Below are 26,265 nucleotides of genomic sequence, written 5' to 3' on the forward strand. Positions count from 1 at the left end.
TGGACTCACGCTCAGCGGACGATGTCGCCGGCGAGCTCCCACAGACGCTCGGCGTTCGCCGGGTCCAGCGCATAGCGGGCCACGCCGGGAACACCGAGCTTCGTGGGACGGGCGTCTACCACCGGTGCCTGGTTGACATCCTCGAAGTAGCGGCCGCCGACCCCTTCGACCAGGGGCGACGCGGCGAGGAAAACAGTGGTCGCGGCACCCTGCTCGACCGTCTTGCGGTACGGCTCGGGTGTCCGCAGGCCGCCGGTGTGCCGCTGCAGGTTGGTCGCGATCGCACCCGGGTGCAGGGCGTTGGCCGTGATGCCCTCACCGGCCCAGCGGCGCTGCGCCTCGACGGCCAGAAGGACCTCCGCGGTCTTGGACTGCCCGTAGGCGGTGAGCGCGTCGTACGGGCGGAAACGGAAGTCGATGTCGTCGAAGACGACAGGGGAGAACAGGTGGCCACCGGAGGACACCGAGACCAGGCGCGCCCCGTCCGCGTCGGCGAGCGCGCGGTGCAGCCCCAGGGTCAGGGCGAAGTGCCCCAGGTAGTTGGTGGCGAACTGCTGTTCGTGTCCGGCGATGCCGCGCTCGAGCTCCGGCGGCATCATGATTCCGGCGTTGTTGATCAGGACATGCAGCGGGCCCTGCCAGGCGGCGGTGAAGGCGCGTACCGACTCCAGGTCGGACACATCCAGGCGGGCGACGTGGATCGCGTCGTTCCCGGTCGCCTTGCGCAGGTCCGCTGCGGCCTGCTCGCCGGCCTCGGGACGGCGCACCGCGAGCGTGACCTCGGCCCCCCCGGCGGCCAGAGCGCGGGCGGTCTCGACGCCGATGCCCGAATTGGCCCCCGTGACGACCACGCGCTTGCCGGACAGGTCGACGCCCCCGATCACCTCGGAGGCGGTGCTGTCGCGGTCGAACGAGGTGGTGAAGAGCTGGGACATACGATGCATTCCTCCTGGTTCGCGGACTGTGCCGCCAGGCTGCACCGGATGCCGCCAGGCGGACCAGGACGGGCTGAGACTGGGACCGGCAGGGCCACCCAGGGAACCGGAATGCCTTCGTACGCTGGAGACATGCCAGCCACCGAAGACGCCAACGCACTGGGTCGCTACCTGCGCGCCCGCAGGGAGCTCATCTCACCAGATGAGGCCGGCGTTCCCGATCAAGGCAACCGGCGCGTCCCGGGGCTGCGCCGCGAGGAGGTCGCCTTTCTCGCGGGCATCAGTTCCGACTACTACAACCGCCTGGAGCAGGGCCGCGACAAGAATCCCTCCGAGCAGGTCCTGCGCAGCATCGCTCGCGCCCTGCGGCTGGACGAGGAGGCCACGGCCTACCTGCTGCAGATCGCCGCACCGAAGGGCCCGCAGCGCAAGCGGCCCCGCAGGCCCGAGAAGGTCAGCGACGGCATTCGCACCCTCATCGACTCCTGGCCGCTCACGCCGGCATACGTCCACGGCAAGTACATGGACATACTTGCCGCCAACGACCTCGCTGTCGCGCTCTCGCCATTCAACGCCCCCGGCCACAACGGCATACTCGCCGCATTCCTGGAACCCGAGATGCGAGAGCTCCATCAGGACTGGGACGACATGACCGCCCGGGTCGTCCCCTACCTGCGCTCCATCGTCGGCGCCGACATCCACGACCCGCGACTCGTCGAGATCGTCGGTGAGCTCACCCTGAGCAGTGAACGTTTCCGTACGCTCTGGGCCCGCCAGGACGTCAAGCACAAGACCACCGGCACCACCTTGTTCCGCCACCCCCAGGCCGGCCCGCTGGAACTGCGCTACGAAAAGCTGCTCATACCGGGCGCCGGGCAAACGCTGATCACCTACCACGCGCAGCCGGGCAGCGCCTCCGAGGAACGCCTACGCCTGCTCGCCAGCATGCACGCCCCAGACCGTGCCGGCAGTTCACCGGCTGCCGCCGACCAGCCTGCCCGCGGCAACACCACCCAGTGACGGACACGCTGTCGTAACCGTGCGACGACCCTCCGCTCACGGCCGTCCCTGCCCATCGGAGCTCTCGTTGGGTCGCGGCCCGAACCAGCCGCATCCACGTCTCGGCGAACGTCACAAACCTGCCCCTGCGACCACCGGCGATGCTCGCCCGGACGGCGGCGAGCCTCGACATCCTGTCCGGGGGCCGGTTCGAGTTCGGACTCGGCGCGGGCGCCTTCCCCGACGCCGTGCACTGCATGGGCGGCCCCCGTCTCAGCCCTGGGCAGGGCGTCGAGGCGCTCGACGAGGCGATCGACATCCTCCGCGGCGCCCGGCAAAGCGGCGAGCACGGCTCCCTGCGTTTCCAGGACAAGCGGCGTAGTGGTGCGATGCCCTCCGTGGTCACCCGCTGGCATCGCGGGGACTACGTCCGGCTGCTCCCGGCATGTGCGACGCCCGGCTGAGTGACAAGCGCCCTCGGCCTACCCATCGGGGGAAGGGAACGCGCTGCCCCACAGTTGTCCTTTCCGAGGAGTCGAAAACGGCGCTCGTCCCGGTCTCGTTGACAACGGCAGCAGCAGGGCGGATGCCACTGCGAGATTCAGACACGGCAACCGTCGTGCAACGACGTGCCCTGCCGTCCGGTGCCCGGAGGTGTGCTGAATCTCTGCCCGGCCCTCAGTCCCCGTCAGCAGGCAACCTACCTCAATGGGAGTTTCCGGAATGCCCGCTTCACCATCCGCGCAGTGCAAGGAACGCACCATCGACGACAGCACCTGTCCGAATCTGCTGGGCGCGCTGGAGCTTGTCGGGCGACGTTGGACAGGAGGAATTCTGGCGGCCGCCGCACATGGGGCCCGGCGCCACGGGGAGTTCCGAGCGATGGTCGGTGGTATTTCCGACCGCCTACTGACGCAGCGCCTGAAGGAGCTGGCCGCCGAGGGACTGATCGAGCGCACGGTGATGCCGACCACGCCCGTGCAGATCCGTTACAGCCTGACCCCGGACGGCCAATCACTGCTGAGCGCACTCCAACCCCTGGCCCAGTGGATGGCCCACCGCTCCGTCCGGGCGGGCGCGGCACAATCACCCGTCCACCGCCCCGGCTGACCGCTTGGGGCAGCGGCACACTGCCGCCAACGGTGGCGGAGACACCCGCACCCGTCGTTTTCCCTCCGTGTAAACCATTGGCGGGGCTTTCGGCACCGCCATCGTGGGCAACATCATCACCGGGCACACTCCCCCGAGCGGGCTGCCTGCGGAAAGCGGCTGCACCTGGGCGTTCGCCACACTCGCACTCGCCGCTCTCGCTGCCTCCGCGGTCTCCCTCCCGATACCCGCATCGGGCAGACCGACGGCCGTGCACCCGGCGAGAGCCCCGCGGGTACCGTCACGGCCGGCGACACGACACCCCCATGGGCACGCGAGGGCCGACCGGGCGTCCGGACCCCTATCGAGTCGCCGGCCGGCCGGTTGGGCGGTCGACTCACTGCGTCAGCGACCCGCGTGGGTGGCGTCGAGGCGACAGGTTCATCAGCTCTATCGCCGACGATCTCGTAAGAGCCGTACCCCCTCTCGAACGATCGCTACAAATATTCCCCCATCTGAGGCAGGAAATTCGGACGATTTTTTTGACGCATCGTTCCACATAAGGTTCACTGGCTGACGTGACCGGGTCGCGACCGACCGGTAGTGCGGCGCTTCCTCGGTGAGCGCCAAGTCGGTAGCCCACAGGCCCGGAACTCAACGACCGTCGCCCGCGCACGGATGCGGCGCCGAAAGGACACAGCATGAGCAAGCAGGAATCCCGCACGCCCTCCGCATGGCGTTCGCGTGTGGTCGGCGCAGCCGCCGTGGCCGCGCTGCTGGCCGGCGGGGGCGCGGGCGCGGCCGCCTGGGCCTCCCAGCCCGCATCCGCCGCGTACCACCCGGCGCAGTCCGCTGCGGCACACAACGCGGCCACTGTGCAGCGGCTCGCCGACATCGAGGACATCCGCCAGGTGAAGGCGCGCTACTTCCGCTACCTCGACAGCAAGCAGTGGTCCAAGCTGGCCGCTCTCTTCACCGCCCACCCCACCATCGACGTGGGCGCGAAGTACAGCAGCGGCAAGGAGCTCGCCGAGAAGACGGCAGCGCTCCTGGGGAACGCCCCCACCGCCCACCAGGGCTTCCTGCCCGAGATCCAGGTGCACGGAAACCGTGCCACGGCGATCTGGGCGATGGAGGACTACGTGAGCTTCCCGGCCGGATCCAGCTACAAGAACGGCTTCCATGGCTACGGCGAGTACCGCGACACCTATCAGCGGATCCACGGCCACTGGTACATCTCCAGCACCGTGCTGTCCCGGTTCCGGGTGGACACCGTCCCCAACTGGACGCCGTCCACCGCAGCGAAGAAGTAACACCAACCACTTCCCCCTCGGCCCGCACAGGGCCCGTCTCACAGCCCGTCTCACAGGAGTACAACATGAGCACCATCGGTGTCGGCATCATCGGCGGCAGCCCGGGCGGCTGGGCCTCCATCAGCCACATCCCCGCCCTCAAGGCACTGCCGGACTTCACACTGCGCGCCGTCAGCACCTCCCGCCGCGAGTCCGCAGAGGCGGCCATGCGGGAGTTCGGCATCGAGGCGGCCTACGACAACCACGCCGACCTCGTGGCCCACCCTGGAATAGACGTCGTCGTGGTGGCGGTCAAGGTCCCCCACCACCGGGAACTCATCTCCGCCGCGATCGACGCCGGCAAGACCGTCTACAGCGAGTGGCCGCTGGCTCTGAACCTGGCGGAGGCCACCGAGCTCACCCGGCGCGCCGAGGCCGCCGGGGTGCACACCGCCATCGGCCTGCAGGGGCGCTTCCACCCCGAACTGCGCTACGTGCGCGATCTGATCCAGGACGGCAGGATCGGCCGGGTCATCGGCACCTCCCTCGTCGCCTCCGGCATGGTCTGGAACGGGCAGACCACCAAGGCCCACACTTACTGGTACGACGAGACCCAGGGCGCCACCCCCCTGTCCGGCGCTGCCCTGCACGCCATCGACGCACTCAACGTCACCCTCGGAGAATTCGACCACCTGTCGGCCAACCTCGTGCGAGGCCGCACGGAGGTGACCGTGACCGATGACGGCAACACCATCGTCCCGGTGACCGCCCCGGACCAGATCTCGGTCATAGGCACCCTGGAGAACGGCGCCGCGGCCTCGGTCTTCTACCGCGGCGGCGCCTCTCGCGGAGACAACTTCCGCTGGGAGATCAACGGCACCGACGGCGACATCGTCCTGACCGCTCCCTGGGGCAACATCCAGGTCACCGACCTCACGCTCCAGGCCGGCTTCGGCGAAGATGCCATCGTGGCCAAGCTCGACGTGCCCGCCGAGTACTCCGCCGGTATCCCCGACAGCCTCGTCGGCCCCGCCAGGAACGTCGCCGCGCTCTACACCCACCTGGGACGGGACCTCCGCGAAGGCACCCACACAGCCCCGGACTTCACCTACGCCCACACACGCCACGAGCTGATGGACGCCATTGGCAACTCGTCCCGGCAGCAGACCGCGCAGATCCTCGGCTGACCTCGCGAGGTACGCCCTTTCGCTCCCTTGGGGTACGGACAGCTCTGAGGCAAAACTTTAACGAACGCTCGCTATTGCATCGGCGCCGGCTCCACACCATCACCAGGCTGGGCGCCAAGAGTGTGGGGCGGGTTCGCCCGTGCCGGCGCCGATGCCCCTCGCCTGGGATGACGCACCCTGCCAGGAGCCGACTGCCATGGCACGCGGGGACACGCCAAACGTCACTAACCAGGGATTAGCCACTTACCATCCGATTGACGGACGAAGATTGTGTCGGCACCGTTGGCGACATTCCGACTCGGGACCTCCCGACTCACTCAGTTGAGCCAGCCCTCAGCTCGAGGCGCCGGCAGGTCCCGTGCCGGGGCCGAGGCGAGAGGCGGCAAACCGAATGTCTCCCAACGGCGGCGTCACTTCCGAGAGCCATGCAACGACCACGACGGAGAAGACACGTATGCACAGCACCACGTCCCGCGGCGTCCCCGGCGGGCTCTGCTGCGGCAGGCGCCGCTGGTCGGCCGCGCGCAGCGCGACCTCCGTGCCCTTCAAGGCGTTCGCGCGGGAGATGATCCCGGCGGTGATTCTGTCGAACTCCAGGGCCGAGCCCCGGGTGTAGCCGGGCACGTCGACCGCCGCAGTGATGCTGGTGGGGCCGGCTCCATGCCCGCGCCAACGCAGCACGCCGAGCCGGCACTGGGGTAGAGGCGGAAGCTCTACCGAAGCTGCGGGCCGATCACGATACTCAGTTGGTTTATGGGGATCGACGGGAACAATTGATTTTGGATTGGCTGGTGTAGGCACGGCGCTGGAATCGTGCCCGATACGGACCGTTCACCGAGCCGATCTCCTTGTCGGTCCTGCGCTAAGCCGAGCGATCAACTGGCCTGCGGATTCGCACCGTCAGGCGAGGTGCCTCTCCCGGCTCCGGGTCGGCACACGGCCCCAGGCGAGGGCGTACGCGCGGGCCGCGGCACGGGGGTCCTCGGCGGCGCAGATGCCGGACACGACGGCCGCTCCCGCTGCCCCGACCTCCCGCAGTCGCGGAAGGTCGGCCGGGGTCACGCCGCCGATGGCCACGGCGGGCAGTGCGCTGAGCCGGGCGAGGCGGGCGAAGCCGTCAAGGCCGAGCGAGGGCGGGGCGTCCGCCTTGGTCAGGGTCGCGTGCAGCGCGCCGATGCCGACGTGGTGGACGCCTGCCGGATCCTGGGCGGCGGCGCGCAGTTCCCCGGAGGTGGCGGCGCTGAGGCCCAGGACCGCGTGCGGTCCGATCAGTTCGCGGACGGCGCCCGGAGGCAGGTCCGACTGCCCGATGTGGACGCCCGACACGCGGATGCCCCCGGCGCGGGCGGCCAGGAACACGTCCACCCGGTCGTTGACGATCAACGCCACGCGCTCCGGGAGGACCGCGGCCACTTCCGTGACCGCGCGCAGGAAGGCACCGCCGTCGGCGTGCTTCTCGCGGATCTGCACCGCGGTGACACCGCCCGCCACCGCCTGGGCGACCGTCTCGGCAACACCGCGGTCCCGGGCCCGGCACTGGTCCGCGTCCGTGACCAGGTAGACCGACAGATCGACCGGCATCACCGTCATGACACGGCCGCCCGCTCGGCGATGTCGGACTCCCGCAGCGCGGCGAGCGCGTCCAGGAACTCGACGGCGAAACTGCCGGGACCGGCAGCCCTCTTCGCGGCCAGTTCGGCGGCGACCGTGTAGGTGGTGACGGCCGCCACCGTCGAGGCGAACCGGTCCTCGTCCACCGCCGCGTAGGCGGCCATCACCGCGCCCAGTGCGCAGCCCCCGCCGGTCACCCGGGTGAGCAGGGCGTCTCCGTTGGCGATGCGGGCCGTACGCACGCCGTCGGTGATGAAGTCCACGGGTCCGGAGACGGCGACCACGCCGCCGGTCGCGCCGGCCAGGCGCTGTGCCGTCTCCTCCGCCGCCTCGACGCCGTCGGAGGAGTCCACTCCGCGACCGCCGCCGCCCGCTCCCGCCAGCGCGATGATCTCCGAGGCGTTGCCCCGTACGACCGTCGGCCGCAGTTCGAGGAGCTCGCGTGCCAGCGCGGTGCGCACGGGCAGCGCACCGACCGCCACCGGGTCGAGCACCCACGGGGTGCCGGCCGGGGCAGCCGCCTGCGCGGCCTCGACCATGGCGGTGCGCTGCTCGGCGTGCGGGGTGCCGAGGTTGACCAGGACCCCCGAGGCGACCTGGGCGAACGGTCCGGCCTCCCCCGGGATGTCGACCATGGCGGGTGAGGCGCCCAGCGCCAGCAGGACGTTGGCGGTGAACCCCGTCACCACCGAGTTGGTCAGGCACTGGACCAGCGGGGAGTGGTCCCGTACGCGCGTGAGCGCCTGCGCGTCGAAGGCGGTGTGATCGGCGGGAGTCGGGGGCATGCGGTGTCGCTCCTTGGGGGACGGACGTGTGCGGGCGCCTGCGACGGTCGGCGGTTTGCGACGCGGCGGCTCAGGGACGCGAGCGCCGGCGGAGCCGCAGCGGGGTGTACACCGCGAGGGCCACGAGGAAGGCCACGTAGTACGACAGGTCCGCGCCGTGCAGGGCCTCGGCCACCGGGCCGACGTACAGCGTGGTGTCCATGAACGGCACGGCCGCGGCGAAGGCGGCCACGAACGCGACCACGGCGGGCAGGCCGGGCTGCGGCCGGCCGGTCTCGGCGGCGAGGTCGATCTCCGCGCCCGCCCGTGCCCGTGCCCGGACCAGCCAGTCGACGATGACGATCGCCACGAAACCGGGGATCCAGTAGCCGACGAACAGCAGCACGTTCTGGAAGCGGGCGGTGGTGTCGGCGGCGTGCATCCACAGCACCAGGGGGAAGCCGAGCACCGCGGCGAAGGCGGCCGCCGCCGGGCGGGGAACGCGTACGCCGACGGTCTGCAGGGCCAGGGATCCGCTGTAGTCGTTCATGGCGTTGCTACACAGCGCCGCCAGGGCCACGGCGAGCAGTCCGAACGCCCCGAGCGGCCCGCCGCCCAGCAGATCGGCCACACCTGCGGCGGTCTGGTCGGTCAGGACGGACGCGCCCCACAGCCCGAGGACCTGGACGGCCACGAAGGACACCACCAGGCCCGCCAGGGTGAACCAGAACATGCGCGAGCGCGAGGTGGTCCGTGGCAGGTAGCGGCTGAAGTCGCTGGCGTAGGGGGCCCAGGACAGGGACAGGCTCAGCGCGATGGTGCTGGTCAGGACGAACGCCCCGCCCCGGTCGGCGCCGTGGGCGGAGCCGGTGACCGCGGGGTCGACGCCGTCGAGCAGCTTCCAGGCGATCAGGGCGAAGGCGACGGCGAGCACGAAGGTCATGACGATCTGGAGCCGGTGGATGGCCTCGTAGCCCAGGACGCCGAGAGCGCCTTGGCCGAGCATCATGATCAGGACCCCGAGCCAGAAGGGCAGGCCGCACAGCCGCGCCAGCGCGTCCCCGCCGAAGAGTCCGATCAGCGCGTCCCAGGCGACCGAGGACAGCCACTGCAGGACGCCGGGTAGCGCGACGGCCCGGCCGAAGGCGAGCCGGGCCAGCGGCAGCTGCCCGGCGCCGGTCCGGCTCCCCCAGGTGCCCAGGTAGGCGGTGGGTATCGCCCCGATCACGGTGCCGAGCACCACGGCGGTGAGCGCGGTGGCGAAGTCCAGCCCGAGGACGATGCCGATGGTGCCGGTGAACACGCCGGTCATGGTGAGGTTGGGGGCGAACCACACGGTGAACAGGCGCCCCGGGCCGCCGTAGCGGTTGCTCTCGGGGACCGGTCGTATGCCGTGCGCTTCGATCCGGAGATCGCCGGCGGCCGCCGGCATGCGCCCGTCGAAGACGGTCTGTCGGCTGTCGGCGGGCAGACCGCCGGGAACATGCGCCAATGGCATGGAGACATCCCTCCGCCAGTACGAACTGGTTCAGGTTCGACGGGTGTGATCTCAGCCCTCGGCGGGGCACCCCGTGTCCGGTACGGGGGACAGACTAACCCGACGGCGTTGCCCGGCGCGTCGGCGGGGCGGCCTCCGGCAGGGACCCGTTGGCGAGCGTTCGCCCGGCGCCTGGGGCGGCGTGACGGTCACGGCGACAGCGCCCGTCACGGATCGGCGGGTTTGTGGCCCCGGTACCGCAGGCTGGGAAATAATCGGGGCATGGCATCGACGTCCAACACCACAGAGCTGCGCCGCGATCGGTTCCGCAGGCGGCTGCCCGCGGAGCTGTCCGCTCTGCGGGGACCCGCGCACGGGACGGTCGCCCTGCCGCTGCACCTGGCCTGGTCGGGCCTGACGGAGTTCGATCTGGACCAGCCGCGGTTGCGTATGAGTTGCTACCGGACCGTCCTGGCCGAGGGCCTCCACGACGACTTGGTCCGCTACCTCGACCGGGACCTTCTCATCAACCTCTGGCCCGTGCTTCGCACGCTGATCAGCCACGACATCCGCGACGTCTGGGAAGCCGCGTTCAGCGAACTCCCCACTCGGGCGTCTCGAGCAGCGTGAACCTCGATCCACTGCACCGCCGGCTGCTGGCGGACGTCCTCACCATCGGCAGTCCGTACCCCCTGGTCCTCACGGGTGGCTACGCGGTGCAGGCGCACGGCCTGGTCCAACGGCTCAGCCAGGACCTCGACGTCGCCACGGACAACAACGACCCGATGGACCAGATCGCCGCGACCGTCACCGCCGGGCTTCGCGACCGCGGCTGGCAGGTACGCGTCGTGGAAACGGATCCGCTGGCCGCACGTCTCACCGTGACCGACCCGGACAGTGGTGAGGAATGCGAGCTCGAAATCCTCAAGGAAGTCCTCACCCACCCCGCCGTGATCACCGAACACGGACGGGTCCTGTCCCTCGAAGACGTGGTAGGTACCAAGGTCCGCGCACTGGCCGACCGCGGAATCGCCCGGGACCTCATCGACGTCCGTGCCGCAGCCCACCTGTGGTCCTCGATCGAGCTCGAAGCGCTCGGCCGCCGCCACGCCCGCGACGCCTTCGACCTGGAGGACCTTCTGGCCCGGCTGGGCGGCGCAGACTGGATCGACGACACCGAATTCGCCGCCTACGGTCTCACCGAGCCCGCGATCAGCGAATTGCGCCGATGGGCCCAGAGATGGGCCGACGATCTCACCGCCCGTCTCCACGAGCAACCGCTCGACGGCTGACCGCCCTCACCGACGGCAGGCTCGGTCGCGGAAACCGGACGCTTCGCCCGTGGAAGCACCGGCAGCCGTGGACCAGCCGCACGTGCGGTCCACTGTGCCTGGCCCGGCAGGCGCCGTGCCGAAGCGCCACGCAGCGGCTCCTGCGCACCACCACCCGACATGACGTTCCGGCAGTTCCCGCATCCTGCCTCGTCCCTCCCGCACCGTCGGCGACGGGCCACTCGGGTGGTCCGCGGCGACACCACCACCCTGGGCGCCGCGGATCCGGGGGCGCCGCTCCGGATCCGCGTTTAATCGCGCTCGGATCCGAAAAGCCGGGGGCTGAGAACGCCGGCGGGCGCGGATCTCGCGGGCCAGGCCCCACAGCGCTTGAGGGAGATTGCCATGAGCGGCACCACGACCTTGCCGGCACCGTCCGGTCCCTACCTGGGCGAAGGGCTGCTGCCCGCAGACTTCTACGCCTACGAGGAACTGCTGTCGGACCGGGAACGGGAGAAGGTCGAGTCCGTCCGCGAGTTCCTCCGCACGCAGGTCGCCCCGATCGTCGACGACCACTGGGCCCGGGCCGAGTTCCCCTTCCAGTTGGTCGAAGGCTTCGGGAGGCTCGGGCTTGTGGACTGGGCCGACCCGGACTCGACGGAATCCAGGCCGAGCAACCTCTTCGCGGGTCTCATGGCCTTGGAGCTCGCCCATGCCGACGCCTCGGTGGCGACGTTCTTCGGCGTGCACACGGGTCTGGCCATGGGCACCATCCTCGCCTGCGGCTCCGAGGAACAGCGGCAGAGGTGGCTGCCGGCGATGAGCCGCTTCGAGAAGATCGGCGCCTTCGGGTTGACCGAGCCGCACGGCGGCTCCGACGTGGCCGGCGGGCTGCAGACGACCGCCCGCCGGGACGGCGACGGATGGATCCTCGACGGCGCGAAGCGGTGGATCGGCAACGCGACGTTCGCCGACCTGGTCGTCATCTGGGCCCGCGACGTCGAGACCCGTCACGTGCTGGGCTTCGTCGTGGAGAAGGACACCCCCGGGTTCACCGCGACGAAGATCGAGAACAAGATGGCGCTGCGGATCGTGCAGAACGCCGACATCGTGCTCGACGGCTGCCGTGTTCCCGAAACCGACCGGCTGCAGAACGCCCGTTCGTTCAAGGACACCGCGGAGATCCTGCGCCGGACCCGCAGCGGGGTGGCGTGGCAGGCGGTGGGCATCATGTTCGGCGCCTACGAGATCGCCCTGGAGTACGCCAAGCAGCGGGAGCAGTTCGGCCGGCCCATCGGAGGCTTCCAGCTGATGCAGGACCTGCTGGTGAAGATGCTCGGCAATGCCACGGCGTCGTGCGGGATGGTGACGCGGCTGGCCCAGCTGCAGGACTCCGGGGTGTACCGGGACGAGCAGTCCTCGCTGGCGAAGGCCTACTGCACCGTGCGGATGCGGGAGACCGTGGGATGGGCACGCGAACTGCTGGCCGGCAACGGCATCATCCTCGACTACAAGATCGGCCGGTTCGTCGCCGACGCCGAGGCCATCTACTCGTACGAGGGCACGCGCGAGATCCAGACCCTCATCGTCGGACGTGCCGTGACCGACGGCCTGAGCGCCTTCACGAGGTGACGAAGTTGACCACCGAATCCGTGTTCACCGGGCTGAAGGTCCTCGACGCATCGAGCTTCATCGCGGCACCGGCCGCGGCCACCATGCTCTCCGACTTCGGAGCCGACGTCATCAAGATCGAGCCGCCGGGGAAGGGCGATCCCCAGCGTCGACTGGGCTCCGTGCCGCCCAGTCCCCAGGCACAGGCCAACTACAGCTGGCACCTCGCCAACCGCAACAAGCGCGGCATGGTGATCGACCTGAAGTCCCCGGCGGCCACCGGGATCCTCAAGCGCCTCGTCGAGTGGGCCGATGTGGTGATCACCAACTTCCCGCACGGCACCCGCGAGAGACTGCACCTCGGCTACGACGAGGTCGCGGGCTGGAACCCGCGGGTCGTCTACGCCGACATCACCGGCTTCGGGGACACCGGCCCCGACGCCGGGCAGCCGGGCTTCGACCTGACCGCCGCCTGGTCGCGCAGCGGGCTGCTGGCCTCCACCCGGGACGCGGGAGCACCGCCGACGGTGCCGGTCTGGGGCAGCGGCGACTACATGTCGGCGATCGCCGTCTACGCGGCGATCGTGACCGCCCTCTACCGCCGTGAGCGCACGGGACAAGGGGCCAGTGTCGGGACGTCGTTGCTCGCCGCGGGCGTCTGGGCCACGGGAACGCTCGTGGCCGGCGCGCTCGCCGGGGGCACGCCGTTCGAGCTGCACGACCGGAAGGCGCCGGCGAATCCGCTGGTCAACCCCTACCGGACCGCGGACGACGAGTGGTTCATGCTGGTCGCGTCTCCCCCGCACTGGCCGGGACTGACGCGGGCCATCGGGCGCCCCGAGCTGCTGGAGGACCCGCGTTTCGCCGACGTCGAGGGGGTCATCGAGAACGCCGCCGCGCTGAGCGAGCTGCTCGACGCCGAGTTCCGCGCGCGGCCCTTCGCCCACTGGAAGGACGCCCTGGGACGAGAACGCGTCACCCACAGCCTCATCCAGACCCCTGAGGAGGTCGCGCGGGACCCGCAGCTGCGCGCGAACGACATCGTGGTGCCGCTGGAAGGAGTGACCGGGCTCACGGAAACCATCAGCAGCCCGGTCAACCTGCGAGGGGTGCCGAAGGTGCCGGCGAAGCGTGCGCCGGACCTGGGCGAGCACACCGACGAGATCCTCGCCGAGCTGGGATTCGGCCCCGCCGAGATCGCCGAGCTGCGCGCCCGGGGAGCGATCCCCGGCACGACGCAAACGCAGGCGCCACGATGATCATCGTGCTCCACGAACGCCACGCCGGCACCACGAGCCGCGCTGCGGCTCGTGGCGGCTGTTGATCTGCTCGACGCCGACCCGGAACCGCCGGTCGGCGCCGGGCATCGCCGTGGGTTCCGGGCGGAATCGCCTGGCGATCTACTTCGTCACGGCCCTCCTCAGCCTGGGCGTCGTCGCTGTCATGAGGATCAACTCCGGCGACGATCCACCGGACTGACGTCACGGGATAGTACGGTGACGTCCTGCCGAACGCCCTTCCGGTCACCCGAGGTTCCTCCTGGGAAGCGACATGCCCAGCCGCCTCGTGAAGGGGATGACTCCCCCACGCGCCTGCGCCACGTGCAACAGGATTCAGGCGTTGCCCGGTTGTGAACAGGGTCGACGGGATGACCGCTCGGCCCCTCGCACGTGCGGCCGGGCGACCGGGCCAGCCGGGCCGGCCGCCCGACGGTGAAGTGGGGCGCCGCGGTGGGGCGGTGGCCGAGAAGTCGTGAATACGACACGCGGCGCCAAGTCGCCAACTCCATCCATTGACCTGGTCGTCGAGGGCGCGCGATCTTTCTTCGGGCAACGCGTCATGTGCCCGACAACGTTATCGGACCACTGCCGGAGTCGCCCCGTGCTCGTTCCCCGTCCTTCACGCCCCCTCTCCCGGTACTCGAGGGGTGCCCCCGCCCGGCCAACGAGATCCCAGTGGAGACGTGCCGTCGGCGGGGCCGCGGCCCTGCTGCTGGCCGCCCTCGCGGTCCAACTGCCGCAGCAGAGCCCGGCCGTCGCCGATGACGCCGGGCAGGCGACGGAGTCGCTCTGCGGCGCCCCGCAGCCCGGGCACTTCGGTTGCTTCGCGGTGCGCCGGGCGGACACCGACAGCGGTCGCACCGCACGGTCCGCCACCCCCGAGGGATTCGGACCGGCCGACCTTCGCTCGGCGTACGACCTGCCCGCGGACGGCGGCGCCGGGGCGACCATCGCGGTCGTGGCGGCCTACGACAACCCGATGGCCGAGCAGGACCTCGCCGCCTACCGGGCCCAGTACGGGCTGCCGCCCTGCACGGCGGACAACGGATGCTTCCGCAAGGTCGACCAGCGCGGGAGCACCGACTACCCGCAGCCCAACGACGGCTGGGCCGGCGAGATATCCCTGGACCTGGACATGGTCTCGGCCGTCGCGCCGAAGGCGCACATCCTCCTCGTCGAGGCCGACAGCTCCGCCACGGACGACCTGGGCACCGCCGTCAACACCGCGGTGGCACTGGGCGCCCGCTACGTCTCCAACTCCTACGGCGCCTACTACGACGGCCCGGACCTCGCCGCCCTGGACGCGGCGTACTTCGACCACCCCGGCACCGCCGTGGTGTTCGCCTCCGGCGACTACGGCCACGGGCTGAGTTACCCGGCCTCCTCCCCCTACGTGACGTCCGTCGGCGGCACCTCGCTCAGCAGGAGCGACACCGGTGAGCGCGGCTGGACGGAGACGGTGTGGAGCGGCACGGGCTCGGGGTGCTCCGCGTACCAGCCCAAGCCGGCGTTCCAGACCGGCACCGGCTGCGACAAACGGTCGGTGGCGGACGTCAGCGCGGTCGCCGACCCCGACACCGGCGTGGCGGTCTACAACACCTACTCCGGCGGCGGGTGGGGCGTCTACGGCGGCACCAGTGCCTCCGCCCCGATCATCGCCGGTCTGTACGCGCTGGCCGGGACGCCCGTCGAGGGCACCTACCCGGCCGGGTATCCGTACCGCGCGCCCGGCGCGCTCAACGACGTGACCACCGGCAGCAACGCGCAGTGCTCCGACGACGCGCCCTGCGACCCGGACACCACGCCCGCGTGCGAGCCCGCGAACAGCTGCACCGCGGGCCCCGGATACGACGGGCCGACGGGACTGGGCACGCCGAACGGCGTCGGTGCCTTCCGCCCCGGCCCGCACGGCGCAGTGACCGGCAAGGTCACCGACAAGGCCACCGGCAAGGCGCTGTCCGGGGCGACGGTACGGCTCGGCGCGCATGCGGCGGTCACCGCCGCGGACGGAAGTTGGTCGCTGACGGCGCCCACCGGCTCGTACACGCTGACGGTCAACGCCTTCGGCTACTCCCAGAAGGACCTGGGCAAGGTCACCCTCGCCGACGGGACGGAGCTGACCAGGAACGCGGCGCTCGCGCCCGTGCCGACCGCCACGGTGTCCGGGACGGTCCGGGACGGCGGCGGACACGGCTGGGGCCTCTACGCCCGGCTGACCGTCGACGGCGTGCCCGGCACCGTGCACACCGACCCCAGGACGGGCCGCTACTCCGTCCGCCTCGAGCGCGGCAAGACGTACACGCTGCGCGCCACCGGCCTCTACCCCGGCTACCGGCCGGCCGAGACGAAGGTCGTGCTCGGATCGTCCCCGAAGACGGCCGACCTGACGCTCCCTCTGGTCGGCTCCGGCACCCTCCCGCCGGGCTACGCCGTCGACTACCACGGCGGCGGTTTCCAGTCCTTCGACACCGCCGCGAAGCCTGCCGGGTGGAGCATCGTCAACCACACCGCCGCCGGCGGCTGGGGCTTCGACGACCCACTCGCCCGCGGCAACCAGACCGGTGGTGACGGCGGCTTCGCCCAGGTCGACGACTACGCCCTCGGCTGGGGCGAGGTCGACACCGAACTGATCAGCCCTGACTACGACTTCTCGGCGCAGACCCGGCCGGCGCTGGAGTTCGACACCGCGCTGCCCAGTCTGTGGCGCTTCAACGACCCCACGGCCGACATCGACGTGAGCACCGACGGCGGGGACCACTGGGAGAACCTCTGGCACCACACGGACGTCGTGGAGGGCCCCTCCCACCAGGTCGTTCCGCTCACCGCCTACGCCGGCGAGTCCTCGGTGCGGCTGCGCTTCCACTTCGCCGGCTCCCTGACCGGCATCTGGCAGCTGGACAACGTCGCCGTCGGCACCCGCTCGCTGGTCACCGTGCCCGGTGGGCTGCTGACGGGCCGGGTGACGGACGCCAACACCGGTGCCGGAGTGGTCGGCGCGACCGTCTCCGCCGCGAAGGCACCCGAGGACAGCGGCCACAGCATCGCCACGCTGGATGACCCGGCCGTCGGCGACGGTCTGTACTGGGCCTTCTCCTCCCGTGCCGGCCGGCAGGAGTTCACCGCCGAGCTGCCCGCGTTCGGCTATCCGGCCGGGACGTCGGCCGTGACGGTCAAGGCCGACGCCGTCACCGCCGCGGACCTCGTGCTGCGCCCGTCCCGGCTGAAGGCCACCCCCGGTGCGGTGGGCGTCACCGTTCCCTGGGGCGGGAAGAAGACCGTCACCGTGAAGGTGCGCAACACCGGCGGTGCCCCGGCCTCTCTCGCCGTCGGCGAGCAGGCCGTCGCGGGAACCCCGGCGCGCGTGTCCGGGGCCGCCAGGGAGCGGACGGCGGCCAGCCCCGATCCGCTCGACGTCGCTGCCACCGCCACGACCAGCACCACGGCGGCGGGCCGGACCGCCGGGGCGACCGCCGGGCAGGCGTGGCAGCCGCTCGCGGACCTCCCGCAGCCCATGACCGGGGGGATCGCGGCCGTGTACGACGGCGTCCTCTACACCGGTCTCGGCCAGACCCCCGACGGTCAGTGGACCACCGCCCTGCGCTCCTACGACCCGGCCACGGCGACCTGGAAGGACCTCGCCCCGGCCGTCACCAAGCGCAGCGGCGCGGCCTACGGGTTCGTCCGGGGCAAGTTGTACGTCGTCGGCGGCAAGAACCGCGCGGGCACGCCGATCGCCGGGGGCGAGGTCTACGACCCGGCGAGCGACACATGGTCGCGGATCGCCGACGCGCCCAAGGCGTACGGCAATTCGGCCGCGGCGGCGGTCGGCGACCGGCTCTACGTGATCGGCGGCTGCACCGGCGTCTCCTGCGGCACCCGCGACGTCCAGGTCTACGACCCGGCCGGCGACACGTGGTCCACGGGACCGGCCTACCCTGTGCCGACCTCCTGGCAGAGCTGCGGAACCGTCGACGGGACGCTGTACTGCGCGGGCGGTGTCCACCAGGGCGACGGGCAGCCTCCGCACGCCACGGCCGTGGGCTACGCCCTGGACCGGGCCGCGGGCCGCTGGACGCCGATCGCCGACCCGCCGGTGGACTTCTGGGGCGCCGCGACGGCGAGCGGCGGGGGCCGGCTCATGGCCGCCGGCGGTGTGCTGGTCGGGGCCGCCGCGGTGACCAACGAGGCCTACGCCTACGATCCGGCCGCGGACACGTGGAGCGCGCTGCCGAACCTGCCGCAGCCGCTGTACGCGGCGGCCGGAGCGCCCGGCTGGTCGGTGCTGGGCGGCCAGAGCGCCGACAGGGTGATGCAGACCTCCGCCCTCGAACTGTCCGGTTACGACGCGCCCCACGGGGACGTGACATGGCTGGCGGCGAAGGCGGGCTCCTCCTCCGTCGGCGCGGGCAGGACGGCGGAGCTGACCGTCACCGTCGACGCCCGGGACATGGGTCCGGCCGACGCGGGCGTGCACCAGGCGCGGCTGGTCATCGACAGCGACGGGCCGTACGCCTCCGTCACCGTGCCCGTCGCCATGACCGTGGTGGCGCCGCCGGGGTGGACGCACCTGACCGGCACCGTCAGCGGCGCCGGGCGGCATGGCGGCAGCACCCCGCTGGCCGGAGCCACGGTCCGGGTCGGTACCGGGGCGGGCGCGCACACGCTGAACACCGCGGTCGACGGCTCGTACCAGCTGTGGCTCCCGGACGCCGGACCCACCGTTTCCCTCACCGTGAGTGCCGAGGGCTACCGGACGGCCGAGCGCACGGTGCGACCGCGCGGTCGTGACGCCGTCACCGCCGACGTGGTTCTGACCAGGCGTTAGGCGGACGTGCAGGACACGGTGGGGCAGAAATGCCGACGGCCCCTCCGGGTGAACCACTGTGGTTCACCCGGAGGGGCCGGCCGCCGACGGCGGTGTGCGCTACCCCTGGGGGATCCACATGGGGTTGGCCCACTCCGTCGACGGCGCCCAGAATCCGGCGCCCCCAGCGGAGCCTGGTCCGTTGCCTCCGCGGCTCAGCAGGTCGGATGCCCCGGCGATGCGGTCACCACCGTTGCCGCCGGCCGCGACCGGACGGTCGTCGTGGTCCGTGGGCTGGAACCCGACCGTGTAGGTCCGGGTGACCGAACCGTTGGCCGAGGTCACCTTGATGGTGCGGGTGGTGAACCGGTGCCCGGTCGACGACAGGACCGAGCTGCCGTCGGTGACCTCCACCCTCGCGCCGGACTGGGCCGGTACGGCGGAGAGGGCCGGGATCTTCTTGTTCTTCGGCCAGTCCACGACGTACGTGGACACGGCCGGGTCGAACCCGTCGATCGCGATGCCGCCGACGGTGATCGCCTTGGCGTCGGCGACGCTGGCCTTGGTGGCGTCGGTGTGGTTCGTCACCTTGACCGACCCGTCGGCGTTGACGACGACGTGCGCCGTCATCGCGGCCGCCAGGTTGATCCGCTCCCAGCTCGCTCCGCCGTCGGCGGTGAGGTCCAGCGGGGAGCCGGAGTCCGTCGCGGTCTGCTCGAGGATCTGGGTGCGCTGCTCGGTGGTGAGGTCCGGGAAGGCCGTGATCAGCAGGGCCGCCGCGTCGGACGGCGCCTTGAGGGGCTGCCCGGACTTCCCGACCTGGGAGAACCCGTAGTCCAGGCGCTGCGTGTACAGGTCGACGTGCTGCGCCGTACTCAGGCCGGCGTAGGAGTCGCCCCCGCAGGCCTCGAGCGTGTCGCCATAGCCCTGCTTCTCGCAACTGGCGAGCAGCACGTTCTCCATCTCGGTGTGGGCCTGCGTCAGCAGCTTCGCGAAGTCGGCGTCCGCCCACCGGTGCGCGACGGTGGCCTGTGCGGCGATGCGGCCGCCCATGACGTCGAGCGGGTAGTGGAACCCGAGGACGATGCGGTTGTCCCCGTACTCCGAGGTGCGGGCCAGGATCGACGGTGCCAGCTCCGGCAGGAGCGTGGCGAGGATGGTCCCCGCTTCGTAGCCGCCGTAGGTGTGGCCGCTCGGGTACGAACCACTGGTGGTGAGGCTGCCGTAGGAGCCGTCCTGCGACTCATAGATGGCGCCGCCGTCGCCGACGAACCCGAGCCGCACGTACGGGCGCTGGTAGCCGAAGTGGTCCTTCGCCGCTCCGCCCTTGTCGAGGCCCTGCGTGACGCGGGAGAACAGCGCGCCGGTCTTCGGCAGCCGGCCGCCGTTGAGGGCGTCCAGGTAGATCTGGCCGAGCCGGGAGCCGAGGCCGTCGGCCATGGTGACGGTGGAGCTGTTCGTGGCGTCGACCTCGGCCCGGTCCACCTCCTTCTGCGTCGCCGCGTTGTTGATGCGCACGGCGATCCGGTCGTTCTCCGCGGTGAGCGGAGTACCGACAGGCACCTTGGTGTTGGCGGCGAGGATGTCGGAGTCGAGGTCCTTGAAGCCGTTGAGCAGGCCGTAGAAGTAGTCGGTCCCGTCGCCGGTGCCCGGCCACTTGTCCGACGCGTAGGTGGCGTTGAGCGTGTCGTCCGGGAAGGGGGACGGCTCGTACGCCGGGTCGGAGGCGTCCGCCGCGGCGGTCGCCGAGGTGGTCACCGGGACGGTCGCGGCGGAGTCGTCCGAGGTTCCGGCCAGGGTGACCGCGGTGACGGTGGCCGCGTGGGCCTTCGCCTTGCCCGTGGTCGTGAGCAGCGTCGTGCCCGTCGTGGCGGGGACGTGCGCGGTGGTTCCGTCGTCGAGGGCCACGGTGTAGCCGATGATCGGGAATCCGCCGTCGCCGGCCGCCTGCCAGGTCACGCGGACCTGCTTGCCGTCGGTGATCACACCCGTCACGGCCGGCTTCTGCGGCTTGCCGCCGCCGGTGACCACGGGTGCCGTGGCGCCGCTTCGCTGCGAGGTGCCGACGGCGTTGACCGCCTGGACGCGTGCCGTGTACGACCTGCCCGACCGCAGCCAGGTGAAGGTCGTGCTCCGGCTGTCCGGATCCTTGATCTTGATCTGGTGGCCGTCGCTGAGGGTGATCTCGTAGCCGGTGACCGGTGAGCCGCCGGTGTCCTTGGGTGCGGACCAGGCGACGGTCACGCTCGTGCCGGACGAGGTCGCCGACACCGCGTCAGGCGAGGCCGGCACCGTCTTGGGCTTCACGGTGAGCGCGGACAGGGCGTGTCGAAGGGTGTCGTACCGGGCGGTGAGGGTCGCGTCCGTGGCCGCGCCGTCGGCGACCGCGGTCTTCGCCGCGGCGAGTGCCCCGGTGAACGCCTTCCACGACGCGTCCGTGTAGCGGTCGTCGTCGAGGGCCGACGCGGTGGCGACCAGGTCCTCCAGCTTCAGCCGCGGGAGCGGGATCAGCTGGTTGGCAGCCAGGGTGAGGCTGCGCGTCTGCGTGTCGACCTCGAGCTGGGTCGCGTCCTCGGCGGCGACGAGGGTGCGTGCGGCCGCGAGTTCACGCCCGTACACACCGAAGTCGATCGCGTCGTAGCGCTCCGCGTCGGCGTAGAGCCCCTCATACTGCTCGATCGCCTTGCGCAGGGCGGACTTGTCCGTGACGGCGGGCGTCTCGACGTGGTTGAAGGTGATCCGGCCCAGGTTCGCGACGTACGGGTGCGAGGAGTCCGGGTTCGTCGTCAGCCGCAGGTAGACGGTGTGCGTGCCGGTGATCGCCTTGGGGAGCGTCAGGCTCGTCGTCCCTCCGGACGACCACGCGGATCCCGTGACCGGCAGCGGCACGGTCGCGTACGGCGTACCCGGGTTGGCCGTGTCGAAGGAGTCCAGGTAGAGCTGGACGGCGGAGCCGGTGCCGCAGCGGGCGGAGTTGTTGACGTAGGTGATCGTGACGGTGCTCTTCGGGGAGCTGCCGAAGTCGACGTCCCCGTAGTTGACCCAGGCCCCGTTGTAGGTGCCGCCGAGGTCGGTGGTGGAACCCGAGCCGGTCCAGCCGACGGGCTCGCTCTTGAGGCCGCCGCCGCTGTTGGAGCGCCACGCGGTGGCGTCGAAGCCCACGGGGGCGTCGGCGGTCTGCGTCAGGGCCAGCGAGTAGACGTTGCCCACGTAGGGCTGGGAGGCCGTCTGCGTGCTGGAGACGAACGCCGCGTACACGTCCTGGACGCCGGTGAAGACGCTCGGGTCGAGGTGCACGCTCGTGGTGGCGATGGTTCCCCAGCCCGATCCGCTGTAGTCGAGCGGGATGTCGACGCTCTTCGCGCCGTCCTTCGAGCCGAGGTGCAGCTCGATGTGCGAGTCCGACGCGGCCCGCGACTGGGGCTTGTCATAGCGGACGGTGACGGTGTCGGCGCCGTTGCGGAGGTTCGTGTCCTTCCACTGCGCCCACGCGCCGTTCGTCACGTTCTCGAAGATGCCGTTGCCGAGGTTGAGCGGCAGCGAACCGTTGCCGGTCGCGGTGCTGTTCACCGCGGTCAGCGTGGCGAGCGTGGTCGTGGGGGACGTCGAGACCTCGTACGGCGAGAACTGGTACCAGTCGAAGTTCGACACCCACTGCTGGCCCGACGGGGCGTGGAACACGAACGTCGCGCTCTTCGCGTCCAGCAGGGCGTCGGCGTCGGTGACGGCCGCCTGCACCGTGGAGTAGTACTGCCAGCCGCCGGTCCCGGGGAGCGAGACGGTGGCCACGATCGGGCCGTCGGCGGCGCCGGCGTGGATGTCCACGCTGCTCGGCTTCGCATTCGTCGCCTGCGAGTTCGCGTAGCGCACCGAGATGGTCCGCGGGGCGACCCCGCCGAAGTCCAGCTTGGTGAACCGCTCCCACGATCCCTCGGTGACGCCACCGAGGTTGCCGTCGGAGTTGTTCCGCTCGCTGATGAGGCTGGGGCCCTCCTTCTGGTCGGGGCTCTCGGCCTGCAGGACGGCGTAGCCGCCCTCGTCGATGGTCAGGGCGTCGATGGCGGTCTGCAGCGCGTCCTGCGCGGCCAGGATCGTGCCCGTCGCGGAGGCGGTGTCCGCGAGGACGGTCCGCGCACGTTCGAGGGCCGACCGGAACAGGTTCCAGGAGCCGTCGGAGTAGTTGGCGCTGCGCACCACGGACGCCTCGTCGACGAGTGCGCCCAGGGCCTTGCGCTGCACCGCGGCGGCGGAGATGAGGAGCGGGTCGGTCGGCGATATCCCGGTGCCGCTCACCGTCGAGGCCCGCACGCCGTGGGCGAAGGCCGCGTCCCGGAAGGTGATGCCGAAGCGCGCGTCGGTCTTCGTGGTGCCGGTGAGGGACAGCGTCGCCGCCCGCTTGTCACTGACGCGGAGGTCCGCCGTGACGCCGGCCGGCAGGCCGGTCACGCTCGCCACTCCGCCCTTGGTGAGGCTGGTCCCCTTGCGGGCGTCGAACGACGCCGGTCCGTCCAGGGTGAGCTGCACGCTGTCGTGCAGGGTGCCGTCCTCGTCGGTGTCGACGGTGCCCGGGCGGGCGGAGACGACGGTGTCGCCCTTGTCCGTGCCCGCGTCACCGTCGCCCGTGTCGCCCCCGTCGGTGTCCAGCGAGTACGCGGGCTCCGTGTGGGCGCCCCACTGGGAGGGCTTGGAACCCATGGTGAAGTCCAGGGTCCCGCCGGAGATGATCTGGGAGTAGTCGAGCCACGTGTTGTCGAACCGCTTGCCGTTGAGGGTCGCGTCCTGCACGTAGTAGTTGCTCGGCGACACGCCGTCGGCCTTCACCGTGAACCGGGAGCCGTTGGCGTAGCTGATCGTCGTCGAGTCGAAGAACGGGCTGCCGATCTGGAACTGGCTGGATCCGGCGGTCACCGGGAACAGGCCCAGGGCGGCGCCGACGAACATGGTCGACATGGTGCCGGCGTCGTTGTCCATGGTCGGCAGGAAGCCGTTCGGGGAGAGCTTGTAGACCTGGGTCTTGACCGGCGGGGTGAACTGGCCGCCGGAGCTGGGGGCCTCGTTCGTCGAGCCCGTCGCGATGTAGCGGTTCCAGGTCGTGCCGGTGTAGATGGCGCGCACCCACTTCTGCGTCAGGCTCGGCTCGCCGACGTAGTTGAAGAGGTACGGGGCCTGCAGGTCGATCTCGTTCGCGTTGGAGTGCAGCATGGTCGAGCCGTCGTCGACGCTGGAGTCCTCGCCGAACATGTGCTTGACCGCGGCCTTGCCGGCCTTGTCGCCGCCCATGGCCTTGATCAGGCCGCCCATGTTGTACGCGTCGTACCAGTGGTACTGCCACAGCGTGCCCTGGTAGAGGCCCGCCGCCTCGAACTTCTCGTAGTCGGCGCTCTGCCAGTCGCCGTTCGCGGCGCGCGGGGTGAGCAGACCGACCTTGGTGCCGTCGGCCGCGGTCCAGGCGCCGGACTTCACGAGGTTGTCGATTGCCATCGTCGACTGGGTGCGCAGCTTCTTCGCGTCGTCCTTCTTGCCGAGCCCGTCGGCGACGACGGACAGCGCCCACTGGTCGTAGCCGCGCTGCACGGTCGTACCGGGGTCACCGGTGACGTACCCCTGCCGCAGCTGCGCGCCGGTGTAGTACCCGGAGTACGACAGCAGCGCCGGGTACGCCTCGTCGAGCCGGTCGAAGTTCTTGAAGCCCTTCGACAGCGCGTCGGCGACCAGCACGGCCGAGCGCTCCCAGCGTACGGTCGGAACCGAGTGGGTGAGGCTGCCGAGGCTCTTGCCCGAGGTACGCGCGTCGGCGAAGAGCACGATGAGCGACTGGATCATGTCCCGGTACGTGGCCGGGTCGATGTAGGACTCGACGGAGTACTTGCGGAAGTCGTCCCAGGTGGACCAGCCGTCGTAGTACGTGAAGCCGTTCGCCTTGTGCACGGCGCCGTCGGCGCCGCGGTACGTCCCGCTGGTGCTGGTGGCGTTCACCGGCAGCGCGTACATGCGGTACAGGTGCGTGTAGAACTCCTTGGTGAGCGTCGACCCGGGGTCGGACTTCACCGAGGAGCGCACGTCGACGGCGCCGAGCGCCTTGTTCCAGTCCGCCTTCGTCTGCGCGCGCGCCTGGTCGAAGGTGAGGTCGCCGACCTCGTTGTACTGGTCGGTCGTGGCCTGCTCGGCGCTGATCGGCGACAGCGTGATGCGCAGCTCGATGTCGTCGCCCGCGGCCTTGTCGAACCCGAGGACGGCGCCGGTGTCGGACCCGTCCTGCGCGGTCGCGTCGCTCAGCTTGCCGTCGTTGCCCCAGCTTTTCAGGGAGGTCACGGGGACGTTCGTGGTGGCGGCGTAGTACAGCTTGTACGAGGCGCCGTTGAACGAACCCGCGATGAGCCCGGTGATCGACGTGGTCCCGTTCGGGAGCGTCGTCGCCTTCATCGTCGAGCGGGTGCGGCTGGTGAAGTTGTTCGCGAGGTCGAGGACGAGCTCGGGGTTCGACCCGGCGGGGAAGCTGTACCGCTGCAGCGCCGTGCGCGTCGTCGCGGTCATCTCGGCCTTGATGGTGCCCGGGTCCTGCTTCACCGACGACGCGGTTCCGGAGATGGCCCCGAGGCCCACCTGGTAGGAGCCGGGCGCCGCGCTCTCGTCGTCGTGGCTGTACGCGTGGGCGTACGTGCCGGCGGCGGGCCGGCTCTCGTACTGCACGGAGGTCGGGACGACGAGCAGGTCGCCACCGCCTCCGGAGCCGCCGACGCCGTCGAGGTTCGTCGCGGTGAACCCGGCGATGTGGTCCTCGTTGTAGTCGTACCCGGTGTGGTTCCGGTTCGGCGTGGTCAGCGGGTTGACCTTGGCCAGGCTGTGGGGCGCCTGCGCGCCCGGCAGGTCGTTGCCGTCGTCGCCGGCGGTCGACACGAACGGGTCGACGAGCTTCGTGTAGTCCGTCCCGCCGGACGTCCCGCCGGACCCCGTGGACGTGGTGGCGACGGGCACGGCGGCGGCCGCGCCGCCACCCGCCAGCGCGCCGAGGCCGAGCGCCCCGGTGAGCAGCGCGGCGACCGTCGCGCGCAGTGGCCGGCGACGCCCGTCTGCGGTTCTCGGAAGGACCGCGCGGGGCAAGGGGGGATGGGATCTGATGGACACGTAACCTCTCCAGCGTCGCAATACGCACGCACGGTTCGGCCTCACCAGAAGACAACGTTGTCAGCCCGGAAACGCCGGGCGTGCAACCCAGAGCGAGACGGTAGTGGACGAACGGCATCGCAGCCGCCGCTTTCACGACCGTATGCCATCACACACGGAGAAGGCGTACGGAAGGCGAACGGAATTCGTACGGCACGTGCGTGCCGGGGGCCGTGAAGACGACGCAACGGCTCGGCGTGCGGCGGGGCGTGAGGACTTCGGCCGACGACGGGTCAGAGAGTAGCCCGGTGGGGCCGCCCTGTACACGTCATCCGGGCCCGGTCCTACGTCATGGGCGAGATGTCCGCCCCCGTCTCGGGTGGGCGCCACCGAATACGCGCCGCTGCCGGTCGGTCTTCCGTGGCTGCCGTTGCTCAGAGCCTCAGCGGCTCTCAGCATTCCGGGCATTTCTGCCTGGAAGGTCCGGGCGGCCCCCCGGCGTTGCCGCCGTTTCGACGCGCATTCGACTGCGGCAGGTAGTGCGACGCGCTTCACTGGTGCCGTGGAACTTGCCGAAGGACCGGTCACGTGGGAACCGCAGCGGCATGCCGCCGGCACGAAGTCTCGGGAGCAGCGTTGCGCTTGGGCCTCTCCGTGCCCACATGAGGCAGTGTGGAGCGTGCGCGTGGAGGACAAGGGTGCCGAGAGTTGGTGGGCTGTCTGCGAGGAGCACCGTGCCTCGTCAGCCGTCCTGAATGCCCTACGTCCCGCTGACTAGGACTTGCCCGGCCGACCATGTTCGGAGCCGGATGGTGAGGGTCGCTGCGACCGTCCAGGGGTG

15 protein-coding genes, 1 pseudogene and 1 riboswitch are annotated in these 26,265 nt (G+C 70.9%); of the genes and pseudogenes, 11 read left to right on the forward strand and 5 right to left on the reverse strand.

Annotation, left to right across the window (positions count from 1 at the left end):
• Positions 1-11: 11 nt before the first annotated feature.
• Positions 12-935, reverse strand: coding sequence for an SDR family NAD(P)-dependent oxidoreductase (locus OG937_03155; GenBank protein ID WUD70747.1), 924 nt, complete (start codon positions 933-935; stop codon positions 12-14).
• A 132-nt stretch (positions 936-1,067) separates the two neighbouring features.
• Here OG937_03155 and OG937_03160 point away from each other — a divergent pair, with 132 nt between their 5' ends.
• The 6 genes and pseudogenes from OG937_03160 to OG937_03185 all read left to right on the forward strand — a co-directional run bounded on the left by OG937_03160 (position 1,068) and on the right by OG937_03185 (position 6,118).
• Positions 1,068-1,955 carry a helix-turn-helix transcriptional regulator gene (locus tag OG937_03160; GenBank protein ID WUD70748.1) on the forward strand — a complete coding sequence of 296 codons (888 nt, stop codon included), beginning with the start codon at positions 1,068-1,070 and terminating at the stop codon, positions 1,953-1,955.
• 68 nt (positions 1,956-2,023) lie between these two features.
• Positions 2,024-2,398: pseudogene (locus OG937_03165) on the forward strand (LLM class flavin-dependent oxidoreductase).
• Positions 2,399-2,657: 259 nt separating this feature from the next.
• Positions 2,658-3,044 (forward strand): helix-turn-helix transcriptional regulator, encoded by a 387-nt coding sequence (locus OG937_03170; protein ID WUD70749.1) that lies wholly within the window; start codon positions 2,658-2,660, stop codon positions 3,042-3,044.
• A 680-nt stretch (positions 3,045-3,724) separates the two neighbouring features.
• Positions 3,725-4,336, forward strand: coding sequence for a nuclear transport factor 2 family protein (locus tag OG937_03175; protein ID WUD70750.1), 612 nt, complete (start codon positions 3,725-3,727; stop codon positions 4,334-4,336).
• 65 nt (positions 4,337-4,401) lie between these two features.
• A complete protein-coding gene (locus OG937_03180) occupies positions 4,402-5,502 on the forward strand; it encodes a Gfo/Idh/MocA family oxidoreductase (GenBank protein WUD70751.1) in 1,101 nt (366 codons plus the stop codon).
• A gap of 454 nt (positions 5,503-5,956) precedes the next feature.
• On the forward strand, positions 5,957-6,118 hold the full coding sequence (locus OG937_03185) for a hypothetical protein (protein ID WUD70752.1): 162 nt from the start codon (positions 5,957-5,959) through the stop codon (positions 6,116-6,118).
• A gap of 284 nt (positions 6,119-6,402) precedes the next feature.
• Here the strand turns inward: OG937_03185 and thiE are convergent, their stop codons facing one another.
• From thiE to OG937_03200, 3 genes are all read right to left on the reverse strand, one after another.
• Complete coding sequence (gene thiE / locus OG937_03190) at positions 6,403-7,083, reverse strand: thiamine phosphate synthase (protein WUD70753.1); 681 nt, start codon at positions 7,081-7,083, stop codon at positions 6,403-6,405.
• Positions 7,084-7,088: 5 nt separating this feature from the next.
• Positions 7,089-7,898, reverse strand: a complete 810-nt coding sequence (thiM, locus tag OG937_03195) for a hydroxyethylthiazole kinase (GenBank protein ID WUD70754.1) — start codon at positions 7,896-7,898, stop codon at positions 7,089-7,091.
• A 70-nt stretch (positions 7,899-7,968) separates the two neighbouring features.
• Complete coding sequence (locus OG937_03200; protein ID WUD70755.1) at positions 7,969-9,375, reverse strand: cytosine permease; 1,407 nt, start codon at positions 9,373-9,375, stop codon at positions 7,969-7,971.
• A riboswitch (TPP riboswitch) is annotated at positions 9,366-9,459 on the reverse strand. (Overlaps the previous gene by 10 nt.)
• Before the next feature lie 177 nt (positions 9,460-9,636).
• Between OG937_03200 and OG937_03205 the strand changes: the two genes are divergently transcribed.
• The 5 genes from OG937_03205 (at position 9,637) to OG937_03225 (ending at position 18,341) form a co-directional block, all read left to right on the forward strand.
• On the forward strand, positions 9,637-9,984 hold the full coding sequence (locus OG937_03205) for a transcriptional regulator (protein WUD70756.1): 348 nt from the start codon (positions 9,637-9,639) through the stop codon (positions 9,982-9,984).
• Positions 9,981-10,646, forward strand: a complete 666-nt coding sequence (locus OG937_03210) for a nucleotidyl transferase AbiEii/AbiGii toxin family protein (protein WUD70757.1) — start codon at positions 9,981-9,983, stop codon at positions 10,644-10,646. The genes OG937_03205 and OG937_03210 overlap by 4 nt, the downstream gene beginning before the upstream one ends.
• Positions 10,647-11,030: 384 nt before the next feature.
• Complete coding sequence (locus tag OG937_03215) at positions 11,031-12,257, forward strand: acyl-CoA dehydrogenase family protein (protein ID WUD70758.1); 1,227 nt, start codon at positions 11,031-11,033, stop codon at positions 12,255-12,257.
• Positions 12,254-13,495, forward strand: coding sequence for a CoA transferase (locus tag OG937_03220; protein ID WUD70759.1), 1,242 nt, complete (start codon positions 12,254-12,256; stop codon positions 13,493-13,495). Before OG937_03215 ends, OG937_03220 begins: the two co-directional genes overlap by 4 nt.
• 622 nt (positions 13,496-14,117) lie before the next feature.
• Entirely contained in the window at positions 14,118-18,341 is a 4,224-nt protein-coding gene (locus OG937_03225; protein WUD70760.1) for a carboxypeptidase regulatory-like domain-containing protein, read from the forward strand.
• 99 nt (positions 18,342-18,440) lie between these two features.
• On the opposite strand, the gene OG937_03230 is transcribed toward OG937_03225, so the two are convergent.
• Positions 18,441-25,421, reverse strand: coding sequence for a glycoside hydrolase family 92 protein (locus OG937_03230; protein WUD70761.1), 6,981 nt, complete (start codon positions 25,419-25,421; stop codon positions 18,441-18,443).
• Positions 25,422-26,265: the final 844 nt, after the last annotated feature.

The organism is Streptomyces sp. NBC_00510 (assembly GCA_036013505.1).
Lineage (GTDB): Bacteria > Actinomycetota > Actinomycetes > Streptomycetales > Streptomycetaceae > Actinacidiphila.